At 69.6% G+C, this 20,365-nt stretch carries 20 protein-coding genes; 10 read left to right on the top strand and 10 right to left on the bottom strand.

Annotation, left to right across the window (positions count from 1 at the left end):
- Positions 1-8: 8 nt before the first annotated feature.
- On the bottom strand, positions 9-518 hold the full coding sequence (locus tag NVV99_RS14220; protein WP_024101243.1) for an alpha/beta fold hydrolase: 510 nt from the start codon (positions 516-518) through the stop codon (positions 9-11).
- A 99-nt stretch (positions 519-617) separates the two neighbouring features.
- Here NVV99_RS14220 and NVV99_RS14225 point away from each other — a divergent pair, with 99 nt between their 5' ends.
- The 6 genes from NVV99_RS14225 to NVV99_RS14250 all read left to right on the top strand — a co-directional run bounded on the left by NVV99_RS14225 (position 618) and on the right by NVV99_RS14250 (position 6,402).
- Positions 618-1,757, top strand: coding sequence for an 8-amino-7-oxononanoate synthase (locus NVV99_RS14225; RefSeq protein WP_024101242.1), 1,140 nt, complete (start codon positions 618-620; stop codon positions 1,755-1,757).
- Complete coding sequence (gene bioD, locus NVV99_RS14230) at positions 1,754-2,467, top strand: dethiobiotin synthase (protein ID WP_024101241.1); 714 nt, start codon at positions 1,754-1,756, stop codon at positions 2,465-2,467. Before NVV99_RS14225 ends, bioD begins: the two co-directional genes overlap by 4 nt.
- Before the next feature lie 104 nt (positions 2,468-2,571).
- The gene (locus NVV99_RS14235) at positions 2,572-2,859 is read left to right on the top strand and encodes a hypothetical protein (RefSeq protein WP_024101240.1); all 288 of its coding nucleotides are present in this window, start codon (positions 2,572-2,574) and stop codon (positions 2,857-2,859) included.
- On the top strand, positions 2,856-3,692 hold the full coding sequence (locus NVV99_RS14240; protein WP_006554103.1) for a hypothetical protein: 837 nt from the start codon (positions 2,856-2,858) through the stop codon (positions 3,690-3,692). The genes NVV99_RS14235 and NVV99_RS14240 overlap by 4 nt, the downstream gene beginning before the upstream one ends.
- 45 nt (positions 3,693-3,737) lie before the next feature.
- The gene (locus NVV99_RS14245; protein ID WP_024101239.1) at positions 3,738-5,654 is read left to right on the top strand and encodes a fumarate reductase/succinate dehydrogenase flavoprotein subunit; all 1,917 of its coding nucleotides are present in this window, start codon (positions 3,738-3,740) and stop codon (positions 5,652-5,654) included.
- 1 nt (position 5,655) lies between these two features.
- Positions 5,656-6,402 carry a succinate dehydrogenase/fumarate reductase iron-sulfur subunit gene (locus tag NVV99_RS14250; RefSeq protein ID WP_006554101.1) on the top strand — a complete coding sequence of 249 codons (747 nt, stop codon included), beginning with the start codon at positions 5,656-5,658 and terminating at the stop codon, positions 6,400-6,402.
- A 37-nt stretch (positions 6,403-6,439) separates the two neighbouring features.
- On the opposite strand, the gene NVV99_RS14255 is transcribed toward NVV99_RS14250, so the two are convergent.
- Positions 6,440-7,435: an iron-siderophore ABC transporter substrate-binding protein gene (locus NVV99_RS14255; protein ID WP_051424831.1), complete on the bottom strand. Its 996-nt coding sequence runs from the start codon at positions 7,433-7,435 to the stop codon at positions 6,440-6,442.
- Positions 7,436-7,547: 112 nt separating this feature from the next.
- On the opposite strand from NVV99_RS14255, the gene NVV99_RS14260 reads away from it, so the two are divergent.
- A complete protein-coding gene (locus NVV99_RS14260) occupies positions 7,548-9,152 on the top strand; it encodes an MFS transporter (protein ID WP_197539132.1) in 1,605 nt (534 codons plus the stop codon).
- A gap of 36 nt (positions 9,153-9,188) precedes the next feature.
- Here the strand turns inward: NVV99_RS14260 and NVV99_RS14265 are convergent, their stop codons facing one another.
- From NVV99_RS14265 to NVV99_RS14290, 6 genes are read right to left on the bottom strand one after another with little or no spacing between them, the layout of a single operon-like run.
- Positions 9,189-10,346 (bottom strand): VWA domain-containing protein, encoded by a 1,158-nt coding sequence (locus tag NVV99_RS14265; protein ID WP_024101236.1) that lies wholly within the window; start codon positions 10,344-10,346, stop codon positions 9,189-9,191.
- Positions 10,343-12,544 (bottom strand): DUF5682 family protein, encoded by a 2,202-nt coding sequence (locus tag NVV99_RS14270; RefSeq protein WP_024101235.1) that lies wholly within the window; start codon positions 12,542-12,544, stop codon positions 10,343-10,345. Before NVV99_RS14270 ends, NVV99_RS14265 begins: the two co-directional genes overlap by 4 nt.
- A complete protein-coding gene (locus NVV99_RS14275) occupies positions 12,541-13,659 on the bottom strand; it encodes an AAA family ATPase (RefSeq protein WP_024101234.1) in 1,119 nt (372 codons plus the stop codon). The genes NVV99_RS14270 and NVV99_RS14275 overlap by 4 nt, the downstream gene beginning before the upstream one ends.
- A 47-nt stretch (positions 13,660-13,706) precedes the next feature.
- Positions 13,707-15,107 (bottom strand): DUF5691 domain-containing protein, encoded by a 1,401-nt coding sequence (locus NVV99_RS14280; RefSeq protein ID WP_024101233.1) that lies wholly within the window; start codon positions 15,105-15,107, stop codon positions 13,707-13,709.
- Entirely contained in the window at positions 15,104-16,393 is a 1,290-nt protein-coding gene (locus NVV99_RS14285; protein ID WP_024101232.1) for an SWIM zinc finger family protein, read from the bottom strand. The genes NVV99_RS14280 and NVV99_RS14285 overlap by 4 nt, the downstream gene beginning before the upstream one ends.
- A 42-nt stretch (positions 16,394-16,435) precedes the next feature.
- Positions 16,436-17,062, bottom strand: a complete 627-nt coding sequence (locus NVV99_RS14290) for a TetR/AcrR family transcriptional regulator C-terminal domain-containing protein (protein WP_006554093.1) — start codon at positions 17,060-17,062, stop codon at positions 16,436-16,438.
- Between the two features lie 161 nt (positions 17,063-17,223).
- On the opposite strand from NVV99_RS14290, the gene bioB reads away from it, so the two are divergent.
- From bioB to NVV99_RS14305, 3 genes are all read left to right on the top strand, one after another.
- On the top strand, positions 17,224-18,237 hold the full coding sequence (gene bioB / locus NVV99_RS14295) for a biotin synthase BioB (RefSeq protein ID WP_019289721.1): 1,014 nt from the start codon (positions 17,224-17,226) through the stop codon (positions 18,235-18,237).
- The gene (locus tag NVV99_RS14300; RefSeq protein ID WP_024101231.1) at positions 18,237-18,437 is read left to right on the top strand and encodes a hypothetical protein; all 201 of its coding nucleotides are present in this window, start codon (positions 18,237-18,239) and stop codon (positions 18,435-18,437) included. The genes bioB and NVV99_RS14300 overlap by 1 nt, the downstream gene beginning before the upstream one ends.
- Positions 18,438-18,526: 89 nt before the next feature.
- Positions 18,527-19,060 carry a GNAT family N-acetyltransferase gene (locus NVV99_RS14305; protein ID WP_024101230.1) on the top strand — a complete coding sequence of 178 codons (534 nt, stop codon included), beginning with the start codon at positions 18,527-18,529 and terminating at the stop codon, positions 19,058-19,060.
- A 61-nt stretch (positions 19,061-19,121) separates the two neighbouring features.
- Here the strand turns inward: NVV99_RS14305 and NVV99_RS14310 are convergent, their stop codons facing one another.
- Positions 19,122-19,688, bottom strand: coding sequence for a DUF488 family protein (locus tag NVV99_RS14310; RefSeq protein WP_024101229.1), 567 nt, complete (start codon positions 19,686-19,688; stop codon positions 19,122-19,124).
- A 16-nt stretch (positions 19,689-19,704) separates the two neighbouring features.
- On the bottom strand, positions 19,705-20,352 hold the full coding sequence (locus tag NVV99_RS14315) for a maleylpyruvate isomerase family mycothiol-dependent enzyme (RefSeq protein ID WP_024101228.1): 648 nt from the start codon (positions 20,350-20,352) through the stop codon (positions 19,705-19,707).
- Positions 20,353-20,365 lie beyond the last annotated feature (13 nt).

Raw genomic sequence — 20,365 nt, forward strand, 5'->3', positions numbered from 1 at the left:
CGAAGGGGTCAGCGGACGGCGGTGAGGAACCCCGCGATCGCGTCGGCCACCGGCGTCGGGGTGGTGACCTGCGCGAAGTACTCGTGCCCCGCGAACTCGACCAGCCGGGTGCCGGGCATGACGCGCAGGGCTTCGGTGGCCACGAGGTGGTGCTGTGCGGTCCGCGAGCCCGGCAGGAGGAGGGTCGGGGTCGTGACCGAGGCGTACCTCGTGACGTCCGGCCCGTGACCGTCGATGTAGGAGTGCCCGACGAGCGAGGCGTCCGGTCCGGCGGCGTCGAGGACCGCGGCGATGTCGGCGATCTCGGTATCGATCGAGTACGCGTCGGCGTCGCCGCTGAGGCCGCGCCCGCGCCGGTCCACGAGATGGACGGTGAAGCGGTCCGCCAGGGCGGATGCCATACGCGACCATTCGTCCCCGGTCGCGATGCTGCTGTGCACGACGACGAGACCCGGACCCTGCCCGAGCTTGCGGAATCCGATCGTCGTTCCGTCCCGGGATTCGATGTGGACGACCACCTCCCATGCCGTTCGTCGGGGTCTGCCGGACCGTCCGAGCCTACGACCCGAGCCGACCGACGTGACGACTTGAACGGTGTTCAAGTATGGTCACCGCTCATGACCGCACATCCCGCCCTGGCGTGGCTCGACGACACCGCAGCGGCGCGACGCGCAGCGGGCCTGCACCGCGACCCCGTCGTCCGAACCCCCGGCACGACCGTCGTCGACCTCGCCTCCAACGACTATCTCGGCCTGACCCGCCATCCCGAGGTCCTCGCGGGAGCGACCGCTGCCCTGCGGCGATGGGGAGCCGGCGCCACCGGATCGCGGCTGGTCACCGGCACCACCGCCGAACACGAACTCCTCGAACGCGAACTCGCCGACTTCGTCGGGGCCGACAGCGGCCTGGTGTTCTCGAGCGGATACGCCGCGAACCTCGGTGCCGTCGCCGCCCTCGGTGGCAAGGACGCACTGATCGTCTCCGACGCCGGTGGTCACGCCTCGCTCGTCGATGCGTGCCGGCTGTCCCGCTCGAGGATCGTCGTCACCCCGCACAACGACGTCGACGCGGTCGCGCACGCCCTCGCGACCCGCACCGAGGCCCGCGCGCTCGTCCTGACCGACTCGGTGTTCAGCACCGACGGCGACCTCGCGCCGCTGCGGGAACTGCATCGCGTCTGCCGAGCGCACGGCGCGTTGCTCCTCGTCGACGAGGCCCACGGGGTAGGAGTCCGCGGCGCGGGGGGCCGCGGACTCGTCCACGAAGTGGGCCTCGCCGGCGAGCCCGATGTGGTCGTCACCGCGACGCTGTCGAAATCCCTTGCCTCCCAGGGCGGAGCCGTCCTCGCCGACGGGCGTGTGCGGGAACATCTCGTGGACACCGCGCGCACCTTCATCTTCGACACCGGACTCGCCCCGGCCGCCGTCGGTGCCGCCCGGGGTGCGCTGAAGGTGCTGCGCGCCGAACCCGCACGTGCCGCTGCCGTGCTCGAGCAGGCCGCGTGCTTGGCTCGTCTCACGGGCGTCGAGGCGCCGCCGTCCGCCGTGGTGTCGGTGATCCTCGGCGACCCGCGCGTCGCCGCCGACGCCGCGGCGCGGTGCCGCGACCGCGGCGTGCACGTCGGCTGCTTCCGGCCGCCCTCGGTTCCGGCCGGTACCTCGCGGCTGCGCCTGACGGCACGCGCGAACCTCACCGACGACGAACGCGCCCTCGTCGACGAGGTGCTCACCGACGTCCTCGCGGGAGCCCGGGCGTGAGCATCCTCGTCGTCACCGGCACGTCGACCGATGTGGGCAAGACCGTCGCGACCGCGGCACTCGCCGCGAACGCCGTGGCCGCGGGACTGCGGGTCGCGGTGTGCAAACCCGCCCAGACGGGCGTGACGGACGACGGGTCGGGCGACCTGCAGGAGATCCGGCGACTGGCCGGGGACCGTGTCCGGCTCGTCGAACTCGCGCGGTATCCCGATCCGCTCGCACCGGATACCGCCGCGCGGCGCAGCGGACGCCCGATGCTCACCCTCGAGGAGATCGTCGACACCGTCCGGATTCTCGACACCGAGTACGACCTCACCCTGGTCGAGGGGGCGGGAGGTCTGCTCGTCCGGCTCGGCGCGGGCGGTTTCACCCTCGCCGACGTCGCGGCCGCGCTCGGAGCGCCGGCGGTGATCGTCGCCGCCGCGGGACTGGGCACGCTCAACCACACCGCGCTCACCGTGGCCGCGCTCCGCTCGGCGGGGATCGAATGTCCGGGGGTCATCGTCGGATCCTGGCCTGCTGCACCGGATCTGGCGGAGCAGTGCAACCTCGACGACCTCCCCGACGTCACCGGCGTCCCCATCGTGGGCAGGATCCCGGCCGGCAGCGGCGCTCTCGACGCCCGCGTCTTCGCCACCCGTGCCTCTCGGTGGTCGGATCTGCCGCTCCCGACGAAACGGCGTGCGGGCGGATCTTCCGCTGTACTGTGATGGATGCCACATTGCAACTGGCCTGTTCCCATCGTGTCGGCCGGCGCGACATGCCGATACCCGCTACGGAAGGGACATGTCGACCGCTCGGCCCGGAGGTACGGATGTCCATCAGCGAATTGCAGGAACTTCAGCGCACCGCCGCCCACCTGCGCCAATGCCTCGGATCCCTACGATCGCGCTACGGGGACGCAGCCCCGGTGAAGAGGCTGTCGAACGACGTCGAACGTCTCGACATCGACATACGCGACTTCGCCGAACATCCTCCGCGCGAGGTCGTCAACAGCCTCGGTCAACGCATCCCGATTCCCGATACGCCGTACGACGACTCGTTGTTCCGCGGAACGGATACGGACGACGAAGGTCTCGGCGGGCTGCACGGCTCGCGGTGAGCACCTCCGAGGCGACGCCGGCGGCGCGCGGTGAGCCGGCCACCGGCGTCCGATCCGAGGGCCGCGCACGGATCACCGCGCGGACGCTGCGGACCGACCGCTGGTGGCAGACACCCGCACTCACCGTCCTCGGTCTCGGTGTGTTCGTGGTGTACGCGACGATCCGTTCGTTCGTGCGCAGCGCCTACTACGTCGAGGACTACCACTACCTCACGCCGTTCTATTCGCCGTGCGTGAGCGCGTCCTGCGTGGACGGCGCCCGCCATTTCGGCACGTGGGTCGGCGAACTCCCGATGTGGATCCCGCTCGCCTTCCTGTCGTTGCCGTTCCTCCTCGGCTTCCGGCTGACCTGCTACTACTACCGCAAGGCCTACTACCGATCGTTCTGGTTGTCGCCGCCCGCGTGTGCGGTCGCCGAACCGCACCGGCACTACACCGGGGAGACGCGGTTCCCGCTGATCCTGCAGAACTCGCACCGCTACTTCTTCTACGCCGGCTTCGTGGTGTCGCTGATCAACACCTACGACGTCGTCCTGTCCTTCCGCGGTCCGAGCGGGTTCGGCATCGGACTCGGCAACCTGATCCTGCTGATCAACGTCGTGCTGCTCTGGGGCTACACGTTGTCATGCCACTCTTGCCGGCACGTCACCGGAGGTAGGCTGCGGCACTTCTCGAAACACCCCGTGCGCTACCGGATCTGGACGTTCGTCTCGAAACTCAACACCAGGCACATGCAGTTCGCGTGGATCACGCTGGGAACCCTGATCCTCACGGACTTCTACATCATGCTCGTGGCGAGCGACACCATCGCCGATCTGCGGTTCATCGGCTGACGCGCACGGCACGACACCGGCCGCACCGGAGGAGGGGGAACACGGATGGTGGATGTCGAACGGCACAAGGTCGACGTCGTCGTGATCGGAGCAGGCGGCGCCGGGCTACGCGCGGTGATCGAGGCGCGGCAACGCGGCTTCTCCGTCGCCGTGGTGTGCAAGTCGCTGTTCGGCAAGGCCCACACCGTGATGGCCGAGGGCGGATGTGCCGCCGCGATGGGCAATGCCAACCCCCGCGACTCCTGGCAGGTGCACTTCCAGGACACGATGCGCGGCGGCAAGTTCCTCAACAACTGGCGGATGGCCGAACTGCACGCCCGTGAGGCCCCCGACCGCGTGTGGGAGCTGGAGACCTACGGAGCGCTGTTCGACCGCACCCCCGACGGACGGATCAGCCAGCGCAACTTCGGCGGCCACACCTATCCGCGACTCGCCCACGTCGGCGACCGCACCGGACTCGAACTCATCCGCACGATGCAGCAGAAGATCGTGTCGCTGCAGCAGGAGGACCACGCCGAGCACGGCGACTACGAGGCCCGGGTGCGGGTCTTCGCCGAATGCACCATCACCGAACTGCTGAAGGACGACGAGGGACGCATCGCCGGTGCGTTCGGATACTGGCGCGAGACCGGGCGTTTCGTGTTGTTCGAGGCGCCCGCGGTCGTCATCGCCACCGGTGGTATCGGCAAGTCGTGGAAGGTCACGTCGAACTCGTGGGAGTACACGGGCGACGGTCACGCCCTCGCCCTGCGTGCCGGCGCCACCCTGATCAACATGGAGTTCGTCCAGTTCCACCCGACAGGGATGATCTGGCCGCCGAGCGTGAAGGGCATCCTCGTCACCGAGGGTGTGCGAGGCGACGGCGGAGTGCTGAAGAACTCCGAGGGGGAGCGGTTCATGTTCTCCTATATCCCGCCGGTGTTCAAAGGCCAGTACGCGGAGACAGAGGAGGAGGCCGACCGCTGGTACGAGGACCAGGAGAACAATCGCCGCACGCCCGACCTGCTCCCGCGCGACGAGGTCGCCCGCGCCATCAACTCCGAGGTCAAGGACGGCCGGGGGACTCCGCACGGCGGAGTCTTCCTCGACATCGCCTCGCGGATGCCGGCTGACGAGATCATGCGCCGCCTGCCGTCGATGCATCACCAGTTCAAGGAACTCGCCGACGTCGACATCACCGCCGAGGCCATGGAGGTCGGCCCGACCTGCCACTACGTGATGGGCGGCATCGAGGTCGACCCCGACACCGCCGCTGCGGCAGTCCCGGGGCTGTTCGCCGCCGGGGAATGTTCCGGTGGCATGCACGGATCGAACCGGCTGGGCGGGAATTCGCTGTCCGATCTGCTGGTCTTCGGTCGCCGGGCAGGTCTCGGCGCCGCCGACTACGTGCAGAGCCTCACCTCGCGGCCGATCGTCGGCGACGCCGACATCGACGCCGCCGCCCGTGCGGCGCTCTCGCCCTTCGATCCGGCCGACACCGATCGCGCCGAGAACCCGTACACCCTGCACACCGACCTGCAGCAGGTCATGCAGGATCTCGTGGGCATCATCCGGCGCGCGGACGAGATCGAACGTGCCCTGCGCGAACTCGACACCCTGCGCACACGGATCCGCAACGTCGCGGTGGAGGGACACCGTCAGTTCAACCCGGGCTGGCATCTCGCCCTGGACCTGCGGAACATGCTCCTCGTGTGCGAGTGCGTCGCGCGGGCCGCGTTGCAGCGCACCGAGAGCCGCGGAGGACATACCCGCGACGACCATCCGTCGATGGACCCCGAATGGCGTCGCACCCTGCTCGCCTGTCGCCTGGACGGCGGCGACCCGTTCGTCCCCGACGTGACGGTCACCACCGAACGGCAGCAACCGATGCGTCCCGACCTGCTGGAGCTGTTCGACATCGACGAACTCGGGAAGTACTACACCGACGAGGAACTCGCGGATCATCCCGGACGGAGGGGTTGAGATGGGATACCAAGCGGCGTTCAGGATCTGGCGGGGCGACGCCGACGGCGGGGAACTGCGGGACTACACCGTCGAGGTCAACGAAGGGGAGGTCGTCCTCGACATCCTGCACCGTCTGCAGGCCACCCAGGCACCGGATCTCGCCGTGCGCTGGAACTGCAAGGCGGGCAAGTGCGGATCGTGTTCGGCGGAAGTCGACGGTCGCCCGCGCCTGACGTGCATGACCCGCATGTCGCTGTTCGATCCCGACGCGACGATCACCGTGACCCCGATGCGCACCTTCCCGATCATCCGAGATCTCGTCACCGATGTCTCGTTCAACTACCGTAAGGCACGCGAGATACCGGCTTTCGCGCCGCCTCCGGATCTGGCGCCGGGGGAGTACCGGATGCAGCAGGTCGACGTGCAGCGCTCCCAGGAGTTCCGCAAGTGCATCGAATGCTATCTGTGCCAGAACGTCTGCCATGTGGTGCGCGACCACGAGGAGAACAAGGAGGTCTTCGCCGGTCCCCGCTATCTCATGCGCATCGCGGAACTCGAGATGCACCCGCTCGACGTCGCCGACCGGCGCGACGTCGCGCAGGACGAGCACGGCCTGGGTATGTGCAACATCACCAAGTGCTGCACCGAGGTGTGCCCGGAGAACATCCACATCACCGATAACGCGCTGATCCCGATGAAGGAACGCGTCGCCGGCCGCCGCTACGACCCGATCGTCTGGCTCGGCAACAAGCTGTTCCGGCGCTGAGCAGGGAACAGGGACCGGGCCGGACGCAGGGACCGGCTCAGTTCACGCGTTCGGCGACCAGCGGAACCAGCTCGTCGAGCGCGAACGGCACCGACAGCACCGAGTTCGTCGAGAACGCCGCGGAGATGTCGGAATCGCTGTCGAGCACGAGGAACCGGCCGTCGCGCACCGCCGGGATCTGCTGGAAGACCGGATTGTCGGTCACCTCGGCGGCCGGCACGTAGATCGGCAGCACGATCAGCAGGTCGGAGTCGAGCATGCCCAGGTTCTCGTCGGAGACGGTGATGAAGAAATCGTCCGTCGCCGCGGCCTGCACCTGCGGATTGTTCACGAAGCCGAGCTCGGTCATGAAGTCGACGCGCGAGTCGCCGACGACGTAGGCGCCCCACCCCTCCGACGTGTAGGAGGCGACAGTGACGGTCTTGCCCGCGAACTCAGGATTGTCGGCGGCGGCCTGCTCGAAATCCGCGTCGATCTGCGACAGCAGTTCGGCACCCTTGTCCGGGACACCGAGCGCCGCTGCCACGGTGGCCACCTGGTCGTCGAGCGACGTGAGGTAGGCGTCGCTGCCTTCCGGACCGCCGACGGTCGGGGCGATCCCCGACAGCGTCTCGTAGCGGGCCGGCTCACCGGAACTCTTGGTGTCGAGGATCAGATCGGGCTCCTGCGCCGCGAGCATCTCGAAGGACGGCTCGATCGTGCCGATGAGCTCCGGCGGCGAGTCGTACAGCCCCTGCGCCCACGGCCCCACGCCGTCGCCGCCGAAGGCGAGCCAGTCACTCGCCGCCACCGGCTGAACGCCGAGTGCCAGTGCAGTTTCGGCGTCGCCCCAGCCCAGAGCCGCGACGCGTTCGGGGGCGGACTCGATGGTGACCTCCCCGAACTTCGTGTCGACCGTGACGGGGAAGGCGCCGTCGGCCGGTGCCGAACCGGAGTCGGACTCCGTGTCGGACGATCCACACGCGGTCAGCGCGATCGCGGTGGCCGTGAACAGAGCGGCGGAACGGAGCAACGCAGCGGATCGGCGTGTCATGACGGGCCTCGAGTCTGTCGAACAACAAGTGAGGCGATCCTAACCCGGCGGGGTGACCGAAGGTGAAAACCCGCCGGAAACCGCGCAGGGCAGCCGCTCGAGCGCGCACTATGTGTCCGTGACCCCACCTGACGACGGTCGGCCGGCACGGGCGAAACCGGTCCTGGCCTCCTTGATCCTCGTCGCCGCCGTGGCGAACTTGAACCTCGCCGTCGCGAACGTGGCACTGCCCGACATCGGGAAGGCGTTCGACGCGAGCCAGACCCAGCTCAACCTCGTCGCAGTCGGCTATTCCGTCGGTCTCGCCGCGTCCGTGCTCTACCTCGGTGCCGTCGGCGACCGTTACGGACGCAAGACGATGCTGCTGCTCGGCATGGCGTTGTCGGTTCCCGCATCGGCGGTCGCCGGGTTCGCGCCGAACACCGAGGTGCTGTTCGCGTCGCGGGTGCTCGGCGGTGTCTCCGCCGGTCTGGCGTTCCCCACCACCTTGGCCCTGATCACTGCACTGTGGTCGGGCGCAGCCCGCACGCGCGCGATCGCGTTGTGGTCGTCGATCGGTGGTGGCCTGACCGCGCTCGGCCCGCTCGTCGCCGGCACCCTGCTCGAACAGTTCTTCTGGGGTTCGGTCTTCCTGGTGACGATCCCGCTCGCGCTGATCGCTTTCGCCCTGACCTGGATATTCGTGCCCAGCCACGTCAACGAATCGACCGATCCGGTCGATCATCTCGGCGGTGCGGTCTCGATCGTGTTGGTCGGCTCGCTCGTCCTCGGCATCAACTTCGTGCCCGTCGACGGGATGGAGACCATCGCGGTGTCCGCTCTCGTGATCGCTCTCGTCGCGGTGATCCTCTTCGTCATGCGCCAGCTGCGCGCGGCGAATCCTCTGTTCGACCTGCGGGTCGCCCGGCGTCGCGTGTTCTGGGTCGCGGCCGTCGCGGGCATCATCGTGTTCGGCACCCTGATGGGCACGATGTACATCAGTCAGCAGTACCTGCAGAACGTGCTCGGCTACTCGACTCTCGCAGCTGGATCGGCGGCGCTGCCCGCCGCTTTCGTGATGGTGCTGGTGGCGCCGCAGTCGGCGAAACTCGTCGGGTCGCGCGGCTCCCGTTTCACGCTGCTGTCCGGTTACGTGGCGATCGTGGCCGGACTCGTCGTCGCACTGATGCTCTGGGACGAGGACGCGCATTACTGGGTGATCGCCCTCGGATACATGTGTCTCGGAGCCGGTGTCGGTCTCGCCGGTACCCCGGCCTCGCATTCGCTCACCGGCTCGGTGCCGGTCGCCCGTGCCGGGATGGCCTCCGGCACGGCCGATCTGCAACGCGATCTCGGTGGCGCGATCGTCCAGTCGATCCTCGGCGCCCTGCTCACCGCCGGATACTCGGCCTCCCTCGCCGTGACGATCGCGGCGAGTCCTCAGGCCACGGCCGTCGACGAGCAGACCGAGACCGCACTGGAGAAGTCGTTCGCGGGTGCCGTCGGGATCGCCGAGCACTATCCGCAGTACGCGCAGCAGATCATCGAGGCCGCGCGGTCGGCCTTCCTCGACGGCGACACCCGCGCCTACACGGCCGCGATCGCGATCGTGCTGGTCGGAGCGGCGCTGGTGGCCCTTGCGTTCCCCTCACGCTCGGCCGAGATCGCGCTGCTCGAACGGTACGCCGAGGAGGACGGTGACGCGGCGGTCGACTCGTCGGAAAAACCGGCCCACTGAACCCGGATCCTCACGCAGTCCGGGTCGGTCAGGCGGTCAGAACGACTGCGACCAGCGTCCGACGTCACCCCGCTCGAGCGCGACGGCGAGCAGTTCCGGGAAACGGTCGGGCGTGCACGCGAAGGCAGGAACTCCGAGTTCGGCGAGTGCCGCCGCGTTGTCGCGGTCGAAGGACGGCGCCCCGGCGTCGGACAGAGCCAGCAACACCACGACCTGCACACCCGCGGCGAGCATCTCCCGGATGCGCGAGAGCATCTCGGCGCGGATGCCGCCCTCGTACAGATCCGAGATGAGCACGAACAGCGAATCGGCCGGGCGCGTGATCAGCGACCTGCTGTAGGCGATCGCCCGATTGATGTCGGTGCCGCCGCCGAGCTGGGTGCCGAACAGCACGTCCACCGGGTCGGCGAGCTTGTCGGTCAGGTCCACCACCGCGGTGTCGAAGACGACCAACGAGGTGCGCAGTGCCCGCATCGACGCCAGGACCGCCGCGAACACCGACGCGTACACCACGCTCGACGCCATCGACCCGGACTGGTCCACCGCGAGCACCACGTCGCGTTTCACCGCCTGGGAGCGGCGCCCGTAGCCCACCAGCTTCTCGGGCACCACCGTGCGATGCTCCGGCAGGTAGTGGGCCAGGTTCGCGCGGATCGTGCGATCCCAGTCGATGTCGCGGAGTTTCGGGTTCGACGTCCGCGACGACCGGTCGAGCGCACCCGTGACGGCGGCACGGGTGTGCTGCGCGATGCGAGCCTCGATCTCGCGCACGACCTTCTCGACGACCGTCCGTGCCGTCGCCTTGGTGGTCTCCGGCATCACGCGGTTCAGGCTCAGCAACGTGCCCACGAGATGCACGTCCGGTTCGACGGCCTCGAGCATCTCGGGTTCGAGGAGCAGCCGGGTCAACCCGAGCCGATCCACCGCGTCGCGCTGCATCACCTGGACGACGGATGTCGGGAAGTAGGTGCGGATGTCGCCGAGCCAGCGCGCCACCCGGGGCGCGGACGCGCCGAGACCTGCGGTGCGCGGTGCGGTGCCGTCGCCGGGCGCGGTGTCGTACAGCGCGGCGAGCGCGGCGTCCATGGCGTTGTCGTCGGCCGAGGACAGGGAGCCCGTGGAGTCCTCCGCGGCCTCGCCGAGTGCGAGCCGCCAGCGGCGCAGACGTTCGGTGTCTCCGGATTCGGTTGTCATGCCGACACTCCCAGGATCGACGCGGTGGCGGTCAAAGCGATCCGGCCGCGATCCACGGCGGGCGGTGCCTCCGTGCGGCGGGTGCGTTCGCCCCGCACCGTCTGCCCGAGCAGGCGTCGCTCACCGAAGGCGAACGACCCGAAGGTGCGCCGGAGGACGGGCAGGACGTCGACGAAATCGTCGTCGGTGAGACCGCTGATCCACTCGTCGACGAGATCGAACAGTGCGCTGTCGTGGACGAGCAGGAGTCCGCCCCCGCCGAGGAACCCGTCGATCCAGCGCGCCTTCGCGGGTGCCGATGACCCCACCGACAACGCTCGCGCGACCCGCACGGACGCCTCGTACTCGCCGAGTCGGCCGGTGTCGCGCAGCATCCGGGTGGTGCGGCCGACGAGCAGACCGTCGATGTCGTCACGCTCGCTCACCGACGTCAGTGTGTCGAGCCATCGGACGGTCGCGGTCGGGTCCTCACGCAGCGCGAGAGCGAGATGCACGTCGTCGATCGCGGTGCGCAGTGCATCGGCGGCGTCGTGGTCGAGACCGGTGACCGCCGCCGGGAGACCGGCGCACACACGCGCGAGCAGGGCGTCGCAGACATGTTCCAGGGAGGACAGATCGGTGCCCCGCACATCGCCGTAACGGACGGTGCGCACGAGGGTCGGCAGGGCGCTCATCAGGTGCAGCACATCGTGATCGAGTGCAGCCGCCGCGTCGATCGCCGTCACCAGCGACGGGATCGTGGTCCGCAGGTCGGCGAGCAACGCCCGTTCGAGCAGTTCGGTGAGGTCGGCGAGCGCGATCCCGGAACGAGTGGCACGGTCGGCCACCGTGGCGCCCGCTGCGGATTCCACCGTCGTGCCCCACCGCGACGCCTCGACGATCGCCACCGACAACTCCGGTTCCCACCGCAGCGTCCAGGTCTCGCGGAAGGTGCCGGTCGAGCGCACCTCGCTCTCCGCCGGTCTACCCCAGTCGATACCGAGCAGCGCCAGGCGGTGCAGCAGTCGCGACCGGGCGACGTCGATCTCCCGGCGCAGGTCCAGATCGAGATGCCTGGCTTCGGCGGACCGCTTGAGACGCAACGACTTCGCATTCCGCTGCAGGTCGGTGTCGAGCGGGACGGTGGGGGTGTCCTCGGAGACGGAACCGAGTGCCTCACCGACGACGAGCCGGCGGGAGACGAGACCGAGCAGGACGTCGTCGCCGTCGCACAGCACCGACCGCGTCGCCTCGACGACCTCGTCGAGTCCGGCCACCGCGCGACCGCGCAACGCCGCGAGCGTGTCAGCGAGACGTGTCGCCTCGATGATGTGGGCGCTCGAGACGGGTAGATCCTCCTCGCGCAGGACACGGGCCACGCGGGTGAACCAGCGTGCGGTCGTGTCCGCGGGCTGTGTGAACAGGTGGTGGTACCAGCCGGGTGAGGTGATGCCGGCGCCGTAGCCCGACGACAGCGACAACCGGGAGTGGCTCCACGGCACCCACGTGAGGGTGGTCTTGACCTTGGGCATGCCCTTGAGCAGGCGCGCATCGGGCGCTGCCGGTCCGAGCCGGCCGGTCAGCGCGGGTGCGTGCATCGCTCCGCACACCACGGCGATCGCGCGGGCCCCGGCCTTGACTGTCGCGCGCAGCACCTGCCGCATGTACGCCTCGCGTCGCGCGGTGTGGTCGTCGATCCCGACGTCCTCTCGCAGCGTCCGCATCGCGTCGGTGATCTCGTCGAAGGCCTGTGCGGTGCCGTGCTCGACCACGGCGTCCCACCACTGCTCGAAGTCCGCGTAGCCGCCGGCGCGGGCGAGCATGCCGAGCAGATCGTCGGTCGCGCGGTCGCCGACCTCGCGTTCGGCGGCGAGCGACATCGCCGCCGGAAGGTCGCAGAACCGCACGTCGGCATCGTGCAGATACGCCCAGCGCAACGCCTGCCACTCGGGCGAGAAGGCCGCGACCGGCCAGAACGCCGCCCGCGCCGGTTCGTCGCGAGCGTAGGCCAGCAGTGCGACCGGCGGAACCATGTCGTCGGCCGCGGCGAGCGCAAGTACCGGATCGGCGTCCGACGGACCCTCGATGAGGACGGTGTCGGGTTCGAACTCTGCGAGTGCCTGCAGGACCGCGCGCGCCGAACCCGGCCCGTGGTGCCGGATGCCGAAGACCCGGATCTCCGCGGGCGCATCCGCGCGGTCGAAGAGAGCGTCGGTCACCCGGTGATCTCCCGGCACGCCCGGTAGAAGTCGGTCCAGTCTCCGCGTTCCCGGACGACGGCCTCGAGATATTCGTTCCAGACGACGCGATCGGAAACCGGGTCCTTGACCACCGAACCGAGGATGCCGGCCGCGACATCGGACGGACGCAGCACGCCGTCGCCGAAGTGCGCCGACAGTGCCAGACCACCCGTCACGACCGAGATCGCCTCGGCGGTGGACAGCGTGCCCGACGGGGACTTCAGCTTGGTGCGGCCGTCGGTGGTGACGCCGCTGCGCAGCTCGCGGAACACCGTGACGACGCGGCGGATCTCCTCCGCGGCCGCGGGCACGGCGGGCAGTTCGAGTGCGGCGCCGAGTTGTTCGACGCGGCGGGTGACGATCGCGACCTCGTCCTCCTCGCTCGCCGGCAACGGCAACACGACGGTGTTGAACCGTCGGCGCAGCGCGGACGACAGGTCGTTGACCCCGCGGTCGCGATCGTTGGCGGTGGCGATGACGTTGAACCCCTTCGTCGCCTGCACCTCGGTGCCGAGTTCGGGGACGGGCAGAGTCTTCTCCGACAGGATGGTGATCAGCGCGTCCTGCACGTCCGCGGGAATGCGGGTGAGTTCCTCGATACGTGCCACGGCGCCGTCGCGCATCGCCGTCATGACCGGGGAGGCGACCAGCGCGGCGGAGCTCGGCCCTTCGGCGAGCAGCCGCGCGTAGTTCCAGCCGTAGCGCACCGACTCCTCGGTCGTGCCCGCTGTTCCCTGCACGAGCCGGGTCGACGAACCGCTGATCGCGGCGGCGAGATGCTCCGACACCCAGGTCTTCGCGGTACCCGGCACACCGAGCAGCAACAGTGCCCGGTCGGTCGCCAGGGTCGCGACGGCGACCTCCATCAAACGGCGCGGGCCGACGTACTTCGGGGTGATGACGGTGCCGTCGGACAGTTCGCCGCCGAGCAGGTAGGTCACCACCGCCCACGGCGACAGCTGCCACGACGGCGGGCGCGGCCGGTCGTCGAGTCGCGCGAGCGCCGCGAGTTCGTGCGCGTACTGCTGCTCGGCGTGTGGGCGCAGCAGGTCGGTGCCGGACCCGGCGGTCTCGGACGTGCCCGTCTCGGGCATCGCGGCCTCGTCGGTGCCGACAACTGCAGGGGTCGACTCGAAGTCGGTCAACTCAGCTCCTCGTGGATCGTCTTGCGGAGGGTCAGGGTGTCGGCTGCGCTCGCGAACAGGTGCAGGCGACCGAGATCGTCGGTGCGGTTCGCGGCGTCGGCCAGCAGATCGGCCAGCTCGAACGGTGCCCGGTGGGCGAGCAGCGTCAGGACGTCGCGCACCAGACGGGTGGTCGTCAGCTTCGTGTACAGCGCGGTGAGCACCTTCTCGGCGACATCGCGCGGCCACGGCGCCGGGAGCGCGGCGAGCAACGCGTCGTCGAGAACCGCGGGCGGCGACGCCTCGCGCAGGTGCGTGAGCAGGATGTCACGAGGTACGACCCGGGCGACCGATGTGTCGCCGGTGCCGTCGCGTCGCAGCAACGCCGCGGCCCATCCGCTGTCGCGTTGCCGGACCGCCGCGCGGCCCCACGCGTCCGTCAGTGCCGTGCGGAGGGCGTCGTCGACGTCGAACTCCGGCAGCACCCCGTCTCCGACGTGCTCGCGCCACACCGACAGCGGAGCGGCCGCGACTGCCGCCACCAGCAGATCGCGGGCCGGACCGTCGGAGAGACCGTCGCGGAGTGCGCTCTCGTCCGGCCGTTCGGGGACGGCGAGGGTGACGGTCGAGCCGTCGACGAGCAGCCATTGCCGCACTCGTTCGGCCATGCGTCGCGCGAACGCGGAGTCGGGGAGGCGGGGAAGAAGGTCGAGCGCGACGGCGCGAACCTTGCGGCTACGGTCGTCGAGGGCGCGCTCGAGCAGGTCTTCGTCGTGCGGGCCGAGACCGACCGCGAGCAGGGCGACGAGCTCGGCCCGCTGGGCGGCGGTCTGCGCACCCCATGACGCCGCGAGCGTGGCTGTCGCCGCGGCCGGATCGTGCGCGCGGAGCACCTCCAACCATCGGCGTCGCCGGGCGGGCGGACCGACGTGCCAGGGCGTGTCGTCGAGCGGGTCGGGTGGCAGCAGATCGGCCCATTCCGGGTGGCGCGCGGCCACCCAGCGCCCGCGGGCGCCGGTGAGAGCGATCAGCCGGTCGCGGTGCACCGCGTCGGTGGTCGCGACGATCAACAGGTCGACCACGATGTCGTGCGACGCGCGGAGCCGGGCCGCCACCTCGAACCATTCGTCGAGTAGCGGGGAGCGGACGGCGAGCAGCGCGCGCAGGCGTTCGGCAGCCGCGCCGGGCAGGACGGGACGGTCGTCGTCCGGGGCCGGCGACGGCAGCTCGCGGATCACCGGCACGGTCGCGGCGGTGAGGAAGGTCGCCTCCAGGGCGGCAGCGGCGAGCAGTGTCGCGGCGGGGTCTCCGGCGAGTTCGCCCGCGGCACCGGCCGTGTGCAGCGCGCCGAACTCCGGAGCGGAGCGTGCCGTTCCGAGAAGTGCTGCGGCCGTCAGCGATTCGGGCAAGGCGGTCACCAGGTCATCACCTGTCCTCCGGTGAACAGTGAGACGGGAGTGAGAGCGGTTCCGTCCCAGTCGCCGCAGACCGTCACGGGACGGCCTCCCGCGACGGCGTGCAGCCGCCAGCGGCTGTCGTCGTCACCGGCCAGCGGCAGTGCCCGTCCGGACGGGTCGACGACGTACCAGCCGTCCTCGCTGTCGGTGGGAGTGACCGCGTCGAGCAGGACGGGCCAGGTGCGCAACCACGGATCTGCTCCGCGCATGCGGGCGTACTCGTCCAGCGCAGCGTCGAGTCCGGTGGCGGGCAGGGTCGTGAACGGCTCCGTCTCCCCGTGCTGCCGGCCGAGTACGGCTCGCAGTGGGGCCGCGCCGGGGTAGAAGTGCAGATCGGCGTCGACCAGCGAACCGGGGAAGGGGAGGGGCGTGGCGAAACGCGCTGTGCCGTGAGCGAAGTCGAGCAGGATCGCCCAGCGTCCGCTCGGCCTCCCCCGAAGCCACGTCTTGCGGGCGAACATCCGGCTCTCCTCGGTGACGCGCACGGCGAGGACCTGCCAGCGGTCGCGCACAGCCGGTTCGGCGCGGACCTCCTCGCTGCGGGTGCCGAAACCGAGATGGGTCTGCAGCGCACGCAGGAGCGGCCTCGGCAGCTCGTCGCGCTGCCGGTACGCCACGGCCATGAGGTGCAGGCGCGCATACTCTTCGAGAAGCCTGGCGGGCCAATCGTTTTCGTCGTTCACGACGGCGGCCAGAGCGCGCAGTGCCGACGCCGCGCCGGGAGCCTGGGCATCCACCATGCGGGCAGCGATCGCCTCGTAGATGTCGTAGCCGTGATCCACCGCCCCGAGGCCGTGCCGGATGCGGTCGGTGAGCCAGCGGTCGAGGTCGTCGAGTCCTGCCGCGACCCGCTCGGCGCGACGCCGGGCGGTCGCAGGGTCGGGCGCCTTGACCGGCTCGTCCGCCGGTGCGGGCAGTGTGGTGGACGCGATGCGGGCGGCGCGCCATCCGGTCACGAAGTCGGGCGCCTGCGCGGCCGGCACGGCACCCTCGGACCAGCGCACGAGCAGTGACAGGGCGTGCTTGCAGGGCAGCTTCCGGCTCGGGCACGTGCACGTGTAGGCGGGAGCGCTCGGGTCGATCGCCGTGCGGTACGGCGTGGTGCCGCGTCCGCGGCACAGTCCCCACAGGGCGGTGGTGTCGTGACCGGTCTCGAGCCATGCGGAGGCGACGCCGCGCGCAGCCGTCATCGAGGACGGATCGGGCGCGACGGCGTTGATCTGCTGGAGGGTCCAGGGGGCGGTCACGAGCGTCGAAGGTAGGAGACGGGTCCGACAGGAACGGCGGGATCAGGATGTCGCACGGGTCTCCAGACGTGCGCGGATGCCGTCGACGAACAACCGCAGACCGAATTCGAACCGGACGGCGGGGTCGCCGTCGAGCAGGTCGTCGTCGGCCTCGGCCGGCTGTTCGGTCGCGACATCGGGGGAGAGAGGTGCGCGCGTGAGCGCACCGAGTTGCTCGAGTTGCGCGCGGGACTGCTCGTCGACGGTGTGGCCGAGCACGTAGTGCAGCAGCGCGTAGCCGGTCAGTTCTGCGTACGCCCGGGACAGACCCGCGCGTTCGGCGGTGGCCACGAAGGCGTCGCGGGCCCTGGAAGTGGTCAGCCGGGAGGCGTAGCTCGAGGCGACGAGTTCGGCGCCGTCGCGATGGGCGAGCAGCGCGGCGCGGAAACGGTGCGCCAGCTCGGAGAGGGCGTCGTCCCAGGCATCGCTCGCGGGCGGCTCGTCGACACCATCGAGGATGCGGTCCGCCATGGCGCCGAGCAGGGTCTGCTTGTTCGGGAAGTGCCAGTACAACGCACCGGGCTGGACGCCGAGCGACGACGCGAGCTTGCGCATCGTCAGGTCGCCGAGCCCGTACTCGTCGAGGATCGCCATGGCGCCGTCGAGGACGTCGCCGCGTCGCAACTGCACTGCTCTTCTGCTCCCGCTTCTCCCACTGCCCGCGGCGGTACCGCGCCACCGGGGATCCGAACCGAAGGATTCGTGCCTTTGACACTATCGGACGCTTCGCCCTAACCTGAACGCTGTTCAATTGAACGATGTTCAAGTTCTCGCCACCCCAGGAGACGGCAGTGACCCAGGCGCCCGCCCGTACCGACATCCTCGACATCGCTCGCGACCAGGTGCTCCGTCGCGGCATCGGTTTCGACCGCGACCAGACCCTCGAGGTCCTGCAGCTGCCGGACGATCGCATCGACGACCTGCTGGCGGTCGCCCACGACGTGCGCATGGCGTGGTGCGGACCGGAGGTCGAGGTCGAGGGGATCATCAGCCTCAAGACCGGTGGCTGCCCCGAGGACTGCCATTTCTGCTCGCAGTCCGGCCTGTTCGCCTCCCCGGTGCGGGCCGCCCGGCTCGACATCCCGTCGCTCGTCGAGGCCGCGAAGCAGACCGCCAAGACCGGAGCAACCGAGTTCTGCATCGTCGCGGCCGTGCGCGGACCCGACGAACGCCTCCTCGCGCAGGTCGCGGCCGGTATCGAGGCGATCCGCAACGAGGTCGACATCCAGATCGCGTGCTCGCTCGGCATGCTCACCCAGGAACAGGTCGACCGACTCGTCGCGATGGGTGTGCACCGCTACAACCACAACCTCGAGACCGCCCGCTCGCACTTCCCGAATGTCGTCACCACCCACACCTGGGAGGAGCGCTTCGAGACGCTGCGCATGGTCCGCGAGGCGGGTATGGAGGTGTGCTGCGGAGGCATCCTCGGAATGGGTGAAACCGTCGAGCAGCGAGCCGAATTCGCAGCCGACCTCGCGGCGCTCGAACCCGACGAGGTGCCGCTGAACTTCCTCAATCCGCGCCCCGGCACCCCTTTCGGCGATCTCGAGGTGCTGCCCGCCACCGAGGCGCTCAAGGCGGTGGCGGCCTTCCGATTGGCGTTGCCGCGCACCATCCTCCGGTTCGCCGGTGGCCGCGAGATCACGCTCGGCGACCTCGGCGCGCAGAAGGGGATCCTCGGCGGGATCAACGCCGTCATCGTCGGCAACTACCTCACCACGCTCGGCCGACCGGCAGAGACCGACCTCGATCTGCTCGGCGAACTCAAGATGCCGATCAAGGCCCTCGGCGAGACGATCTGATGTTCGATCCGTTCACCGGCGAAGCGATCGTCGACGGGACGGTCCGAACCCATTCCGCAGCAGTGCAACTCGGACTCGAACCGCCACGCTTCTGCGCGCAGTGCGGTCGCCGGATGATCGTCCAGATCGCGCCGGACGGGTGGTGGGCACGGTGCTCGCGCCACGGGACCGTCGACTCGGTGATGAGCGAACAACGCTGACCTACCGTGGCGCGTCTCGGATCGTGCCGGGCCGACTGCGCGACCGATTCGCGAAAGTTACGGCGACCGAAGGATGTAACTTCGTGTGCATGCTGAATACTCGACTGCTGCCGTTACGCAACGACCGAGCACAGCTGCGGGCGATGATCGGCGACGACGCGGCCGCCTACGCCGCCGGGACGGCAGATCCACTCGTGCGCCGGTACGCGCACCTGCCCGAACCGGCGTATACGGAAGCGTCCGTCGCAGCGTTGATAGACGGCGAGATTCGGCACGGGCTGGAGCGCGGAGATCTGGCCGTACTGACGATCGTCGATCCGGAGACCGATCGCTTCGCCGGCAGCCTGGTGTTGTTCGACATCGTCGACGAGGAGGCAGAAGTCGGATTCTGGTTGCATCCGCACGGTCGTGGGAAAGGGCTCGCTGCCGATGCACTCGAACTTGCGGCCGAGCTCGCGCGGCGCAGCGGATTACTTCGCCTGACCGCGCGCACCCTCCCCGAGAACGAAGCATCACAGCGCGTGCTCGAGCGGTGTGGTTACATCCGCGGTGACCGAACTCGGACCGTCACTCCGTCGGGGGCGGAAGCCCTCGCCGTGCACTACTCACGGGATCTCGGATGATGCGTGTTGTCGCTGTCTCCCGGGCGGGGCGAGCACGCGGGCCTCTGCGAGGCTCGGAACGCTACGGGAGCTCACGTTCTTCGGCAGGATAGGTCACGATCCCGTCGGAACCCACCGACGGCGTCGCGCCCCACTGTCCCAGTTCGTGCTGTCGCGGCTTCGCGTTGTTGACGAGATGCACGACGGTCCATCCCCGTGCGGCGAGGGTGTTCGCGATCAACAGTCGGTGACAGCGCCACGGCATCGGCTCGCCGCACATGATCGCGACGTGCCGATGCTCGGCCAGTTCGGTAAGGCGCTCCAATCCGGCCTCGAAGTCGTCGGTGAGGGTGTAGTCGGCGTAGTTCTTGAAACTCGCGTTCTTCCAGCCCGCGTTGACGGCCGGATCGATGCCCTTCTGCTTGGGGCGCCTGCCACCGAGTTCGGTGAGGTGCAGATAGCCGATCCCGGCGCTGTCGAGCCAGGAGGGCATCTCGTCGGCGTCGAACTGCGGGCTGCGGCGCGAACCGGGCATCTTCCGCACGTCGACGACGAGTTCGATGTCGGCCGAGGCCAGCGTGTCGAGCAGGACCGATTGCGGGCACGTCCAGTGGCCGATGGTCCACAGGACGCGGGTGTCGGCACTCATGCCTCCCATCGTGCCATCACGCGTGCGCCAGCCGGCGGCGCAGTTCGCCGGCGCCGTCGCCCTCCAATCGGGACAACCCCGCGCGACGGCCCGAGAGCAGCAGCAGGATCGCGGAGATCGGTCCCCGCACCTCGGGTCCGGAACCGGAGGACCACTCGGCATCGGTTGCGGTGAGACGGAATCCGTCGAGCGGGAGGTCGGCGAAGACCCGGGCCTTCCCGGTCCCGCGGGTGGACCACAACCGAGTGGCGCCCGCTGTTGCGGCGTCCGGCGGCATCGGCAGGTCGCGCTGCAGGGGTATCGCGATGTCCTGGCCGTGGACGAGCAGATCGATCATCGTCTCGAGCGGGAGGATGCCCACGTTGTGCCGGCGGGAGCCGATCATTCCCCGGAGGTCGGCGATCAACTCGGCCGTCGGCTGTCGGGCGCGGTGCCGGGAGGACTCACGGATGATCGTGTTCACGCCACCGGGATGACGCAGCGCCATCCGAACGAGGTCGACCACGGTGAGCTGCTGTAGCGTGAGGTGGGCCGCGACGTCGCGCACGGTCCAGCCCTCGCACAGCGACGGCCGGCTCCACTCGTCCTCGGTCAGTTGTTCCAGCAGGTCAGCAGTTCGTGCGCGCTGCTCGTCGATGGTGTTCCAGATGTCGTCGACGTTCATGGGATCACCCGAC

This window comes from Rhodococcus sp. PAE-6 (assembly GCF_025290685.1).
Lineage (GTDB): Bacteria > Actinomycetota > Actinomycetes > Mycobacteriales > Mycobacteriaceae > Rhodococcus > Rhodococcus pyridinivorans.

Coding starts and splice junctions, on each gene's coding strand:
- NVV99_RS14265 (WP_024101236.1), bottom strand. CDS start 10,346: ATGACAACCGAATCCGGAGACACCGAACGTCTGCGCCGCTGGCGGCTC.
- NVV99_RS14225 (WP_024101242.1), top strand. CDS start 618: ATGACCGCACATCCCGCCCTGGCGTGGCTCGACGACACCGCAGCGGCG.
- NVV99_RS14255 (WP_051424831.1), bottom strand. CDS start 7,435: ATGACACGCCGATCCGCTGCGTTGCTCCGTTCCGCCGCTCTGTTCACG.
- NVV99_RS14305 (WP_024101230.1), top strand. CDS start 18,527: ATGCTGAATACTCGACTGCTGCCGTTACGCAACGACCGAGCACAGCTG.
- NVV99_RS14275 (WP_024101234.1), bottom strand. CDS start 13,659: ATGCCCGAGACGGGCACGTCCGAGACCGCCGGGTCCGGCACCGACCTG.
- NVV99_RS14250 (WP_006554101.1), top strand. CDS start 5,656: ATGGGATACCAAGCGGCGTTCAGGATCTGGCGGGGCGACGCCGACGGC.
- NVV99_RS14310 (WP_024101229.1), bottom strand. CDS start 19,688: ATGAGTGCCGACACCCGCGTCCTGTGGACCATCGGCCACTGGACGTGC.
- NVV99_RS14315 (WP_024101228.1), bottom strand. CDS start 20,352: ATGAACGTCGACGACATCTGGAACACCATCGACGAGCAGCGCGCACGA.
- NVV99_RS14300 (WP_024101231.1), top strand. CDS start 18,237: ATGTTCGATCCGTTCACCGGCGAAGCGATCGTCGACGGGACGGTCCGA.
- NVV99_RS14245 (WP_024101239.1), top strand. CDS start 3,738: ATGGTGGATGTCGAACGGCACAAGGTCGACGTCGTCGTGATCGGAGCA.
- NVV99_RS14235 (WP_024101240.1), top strand. CDS start 2,572: ATGTCCATCAGCGAATTGCAGGAACTTCAGCGCACCGCCGCCCACCTG.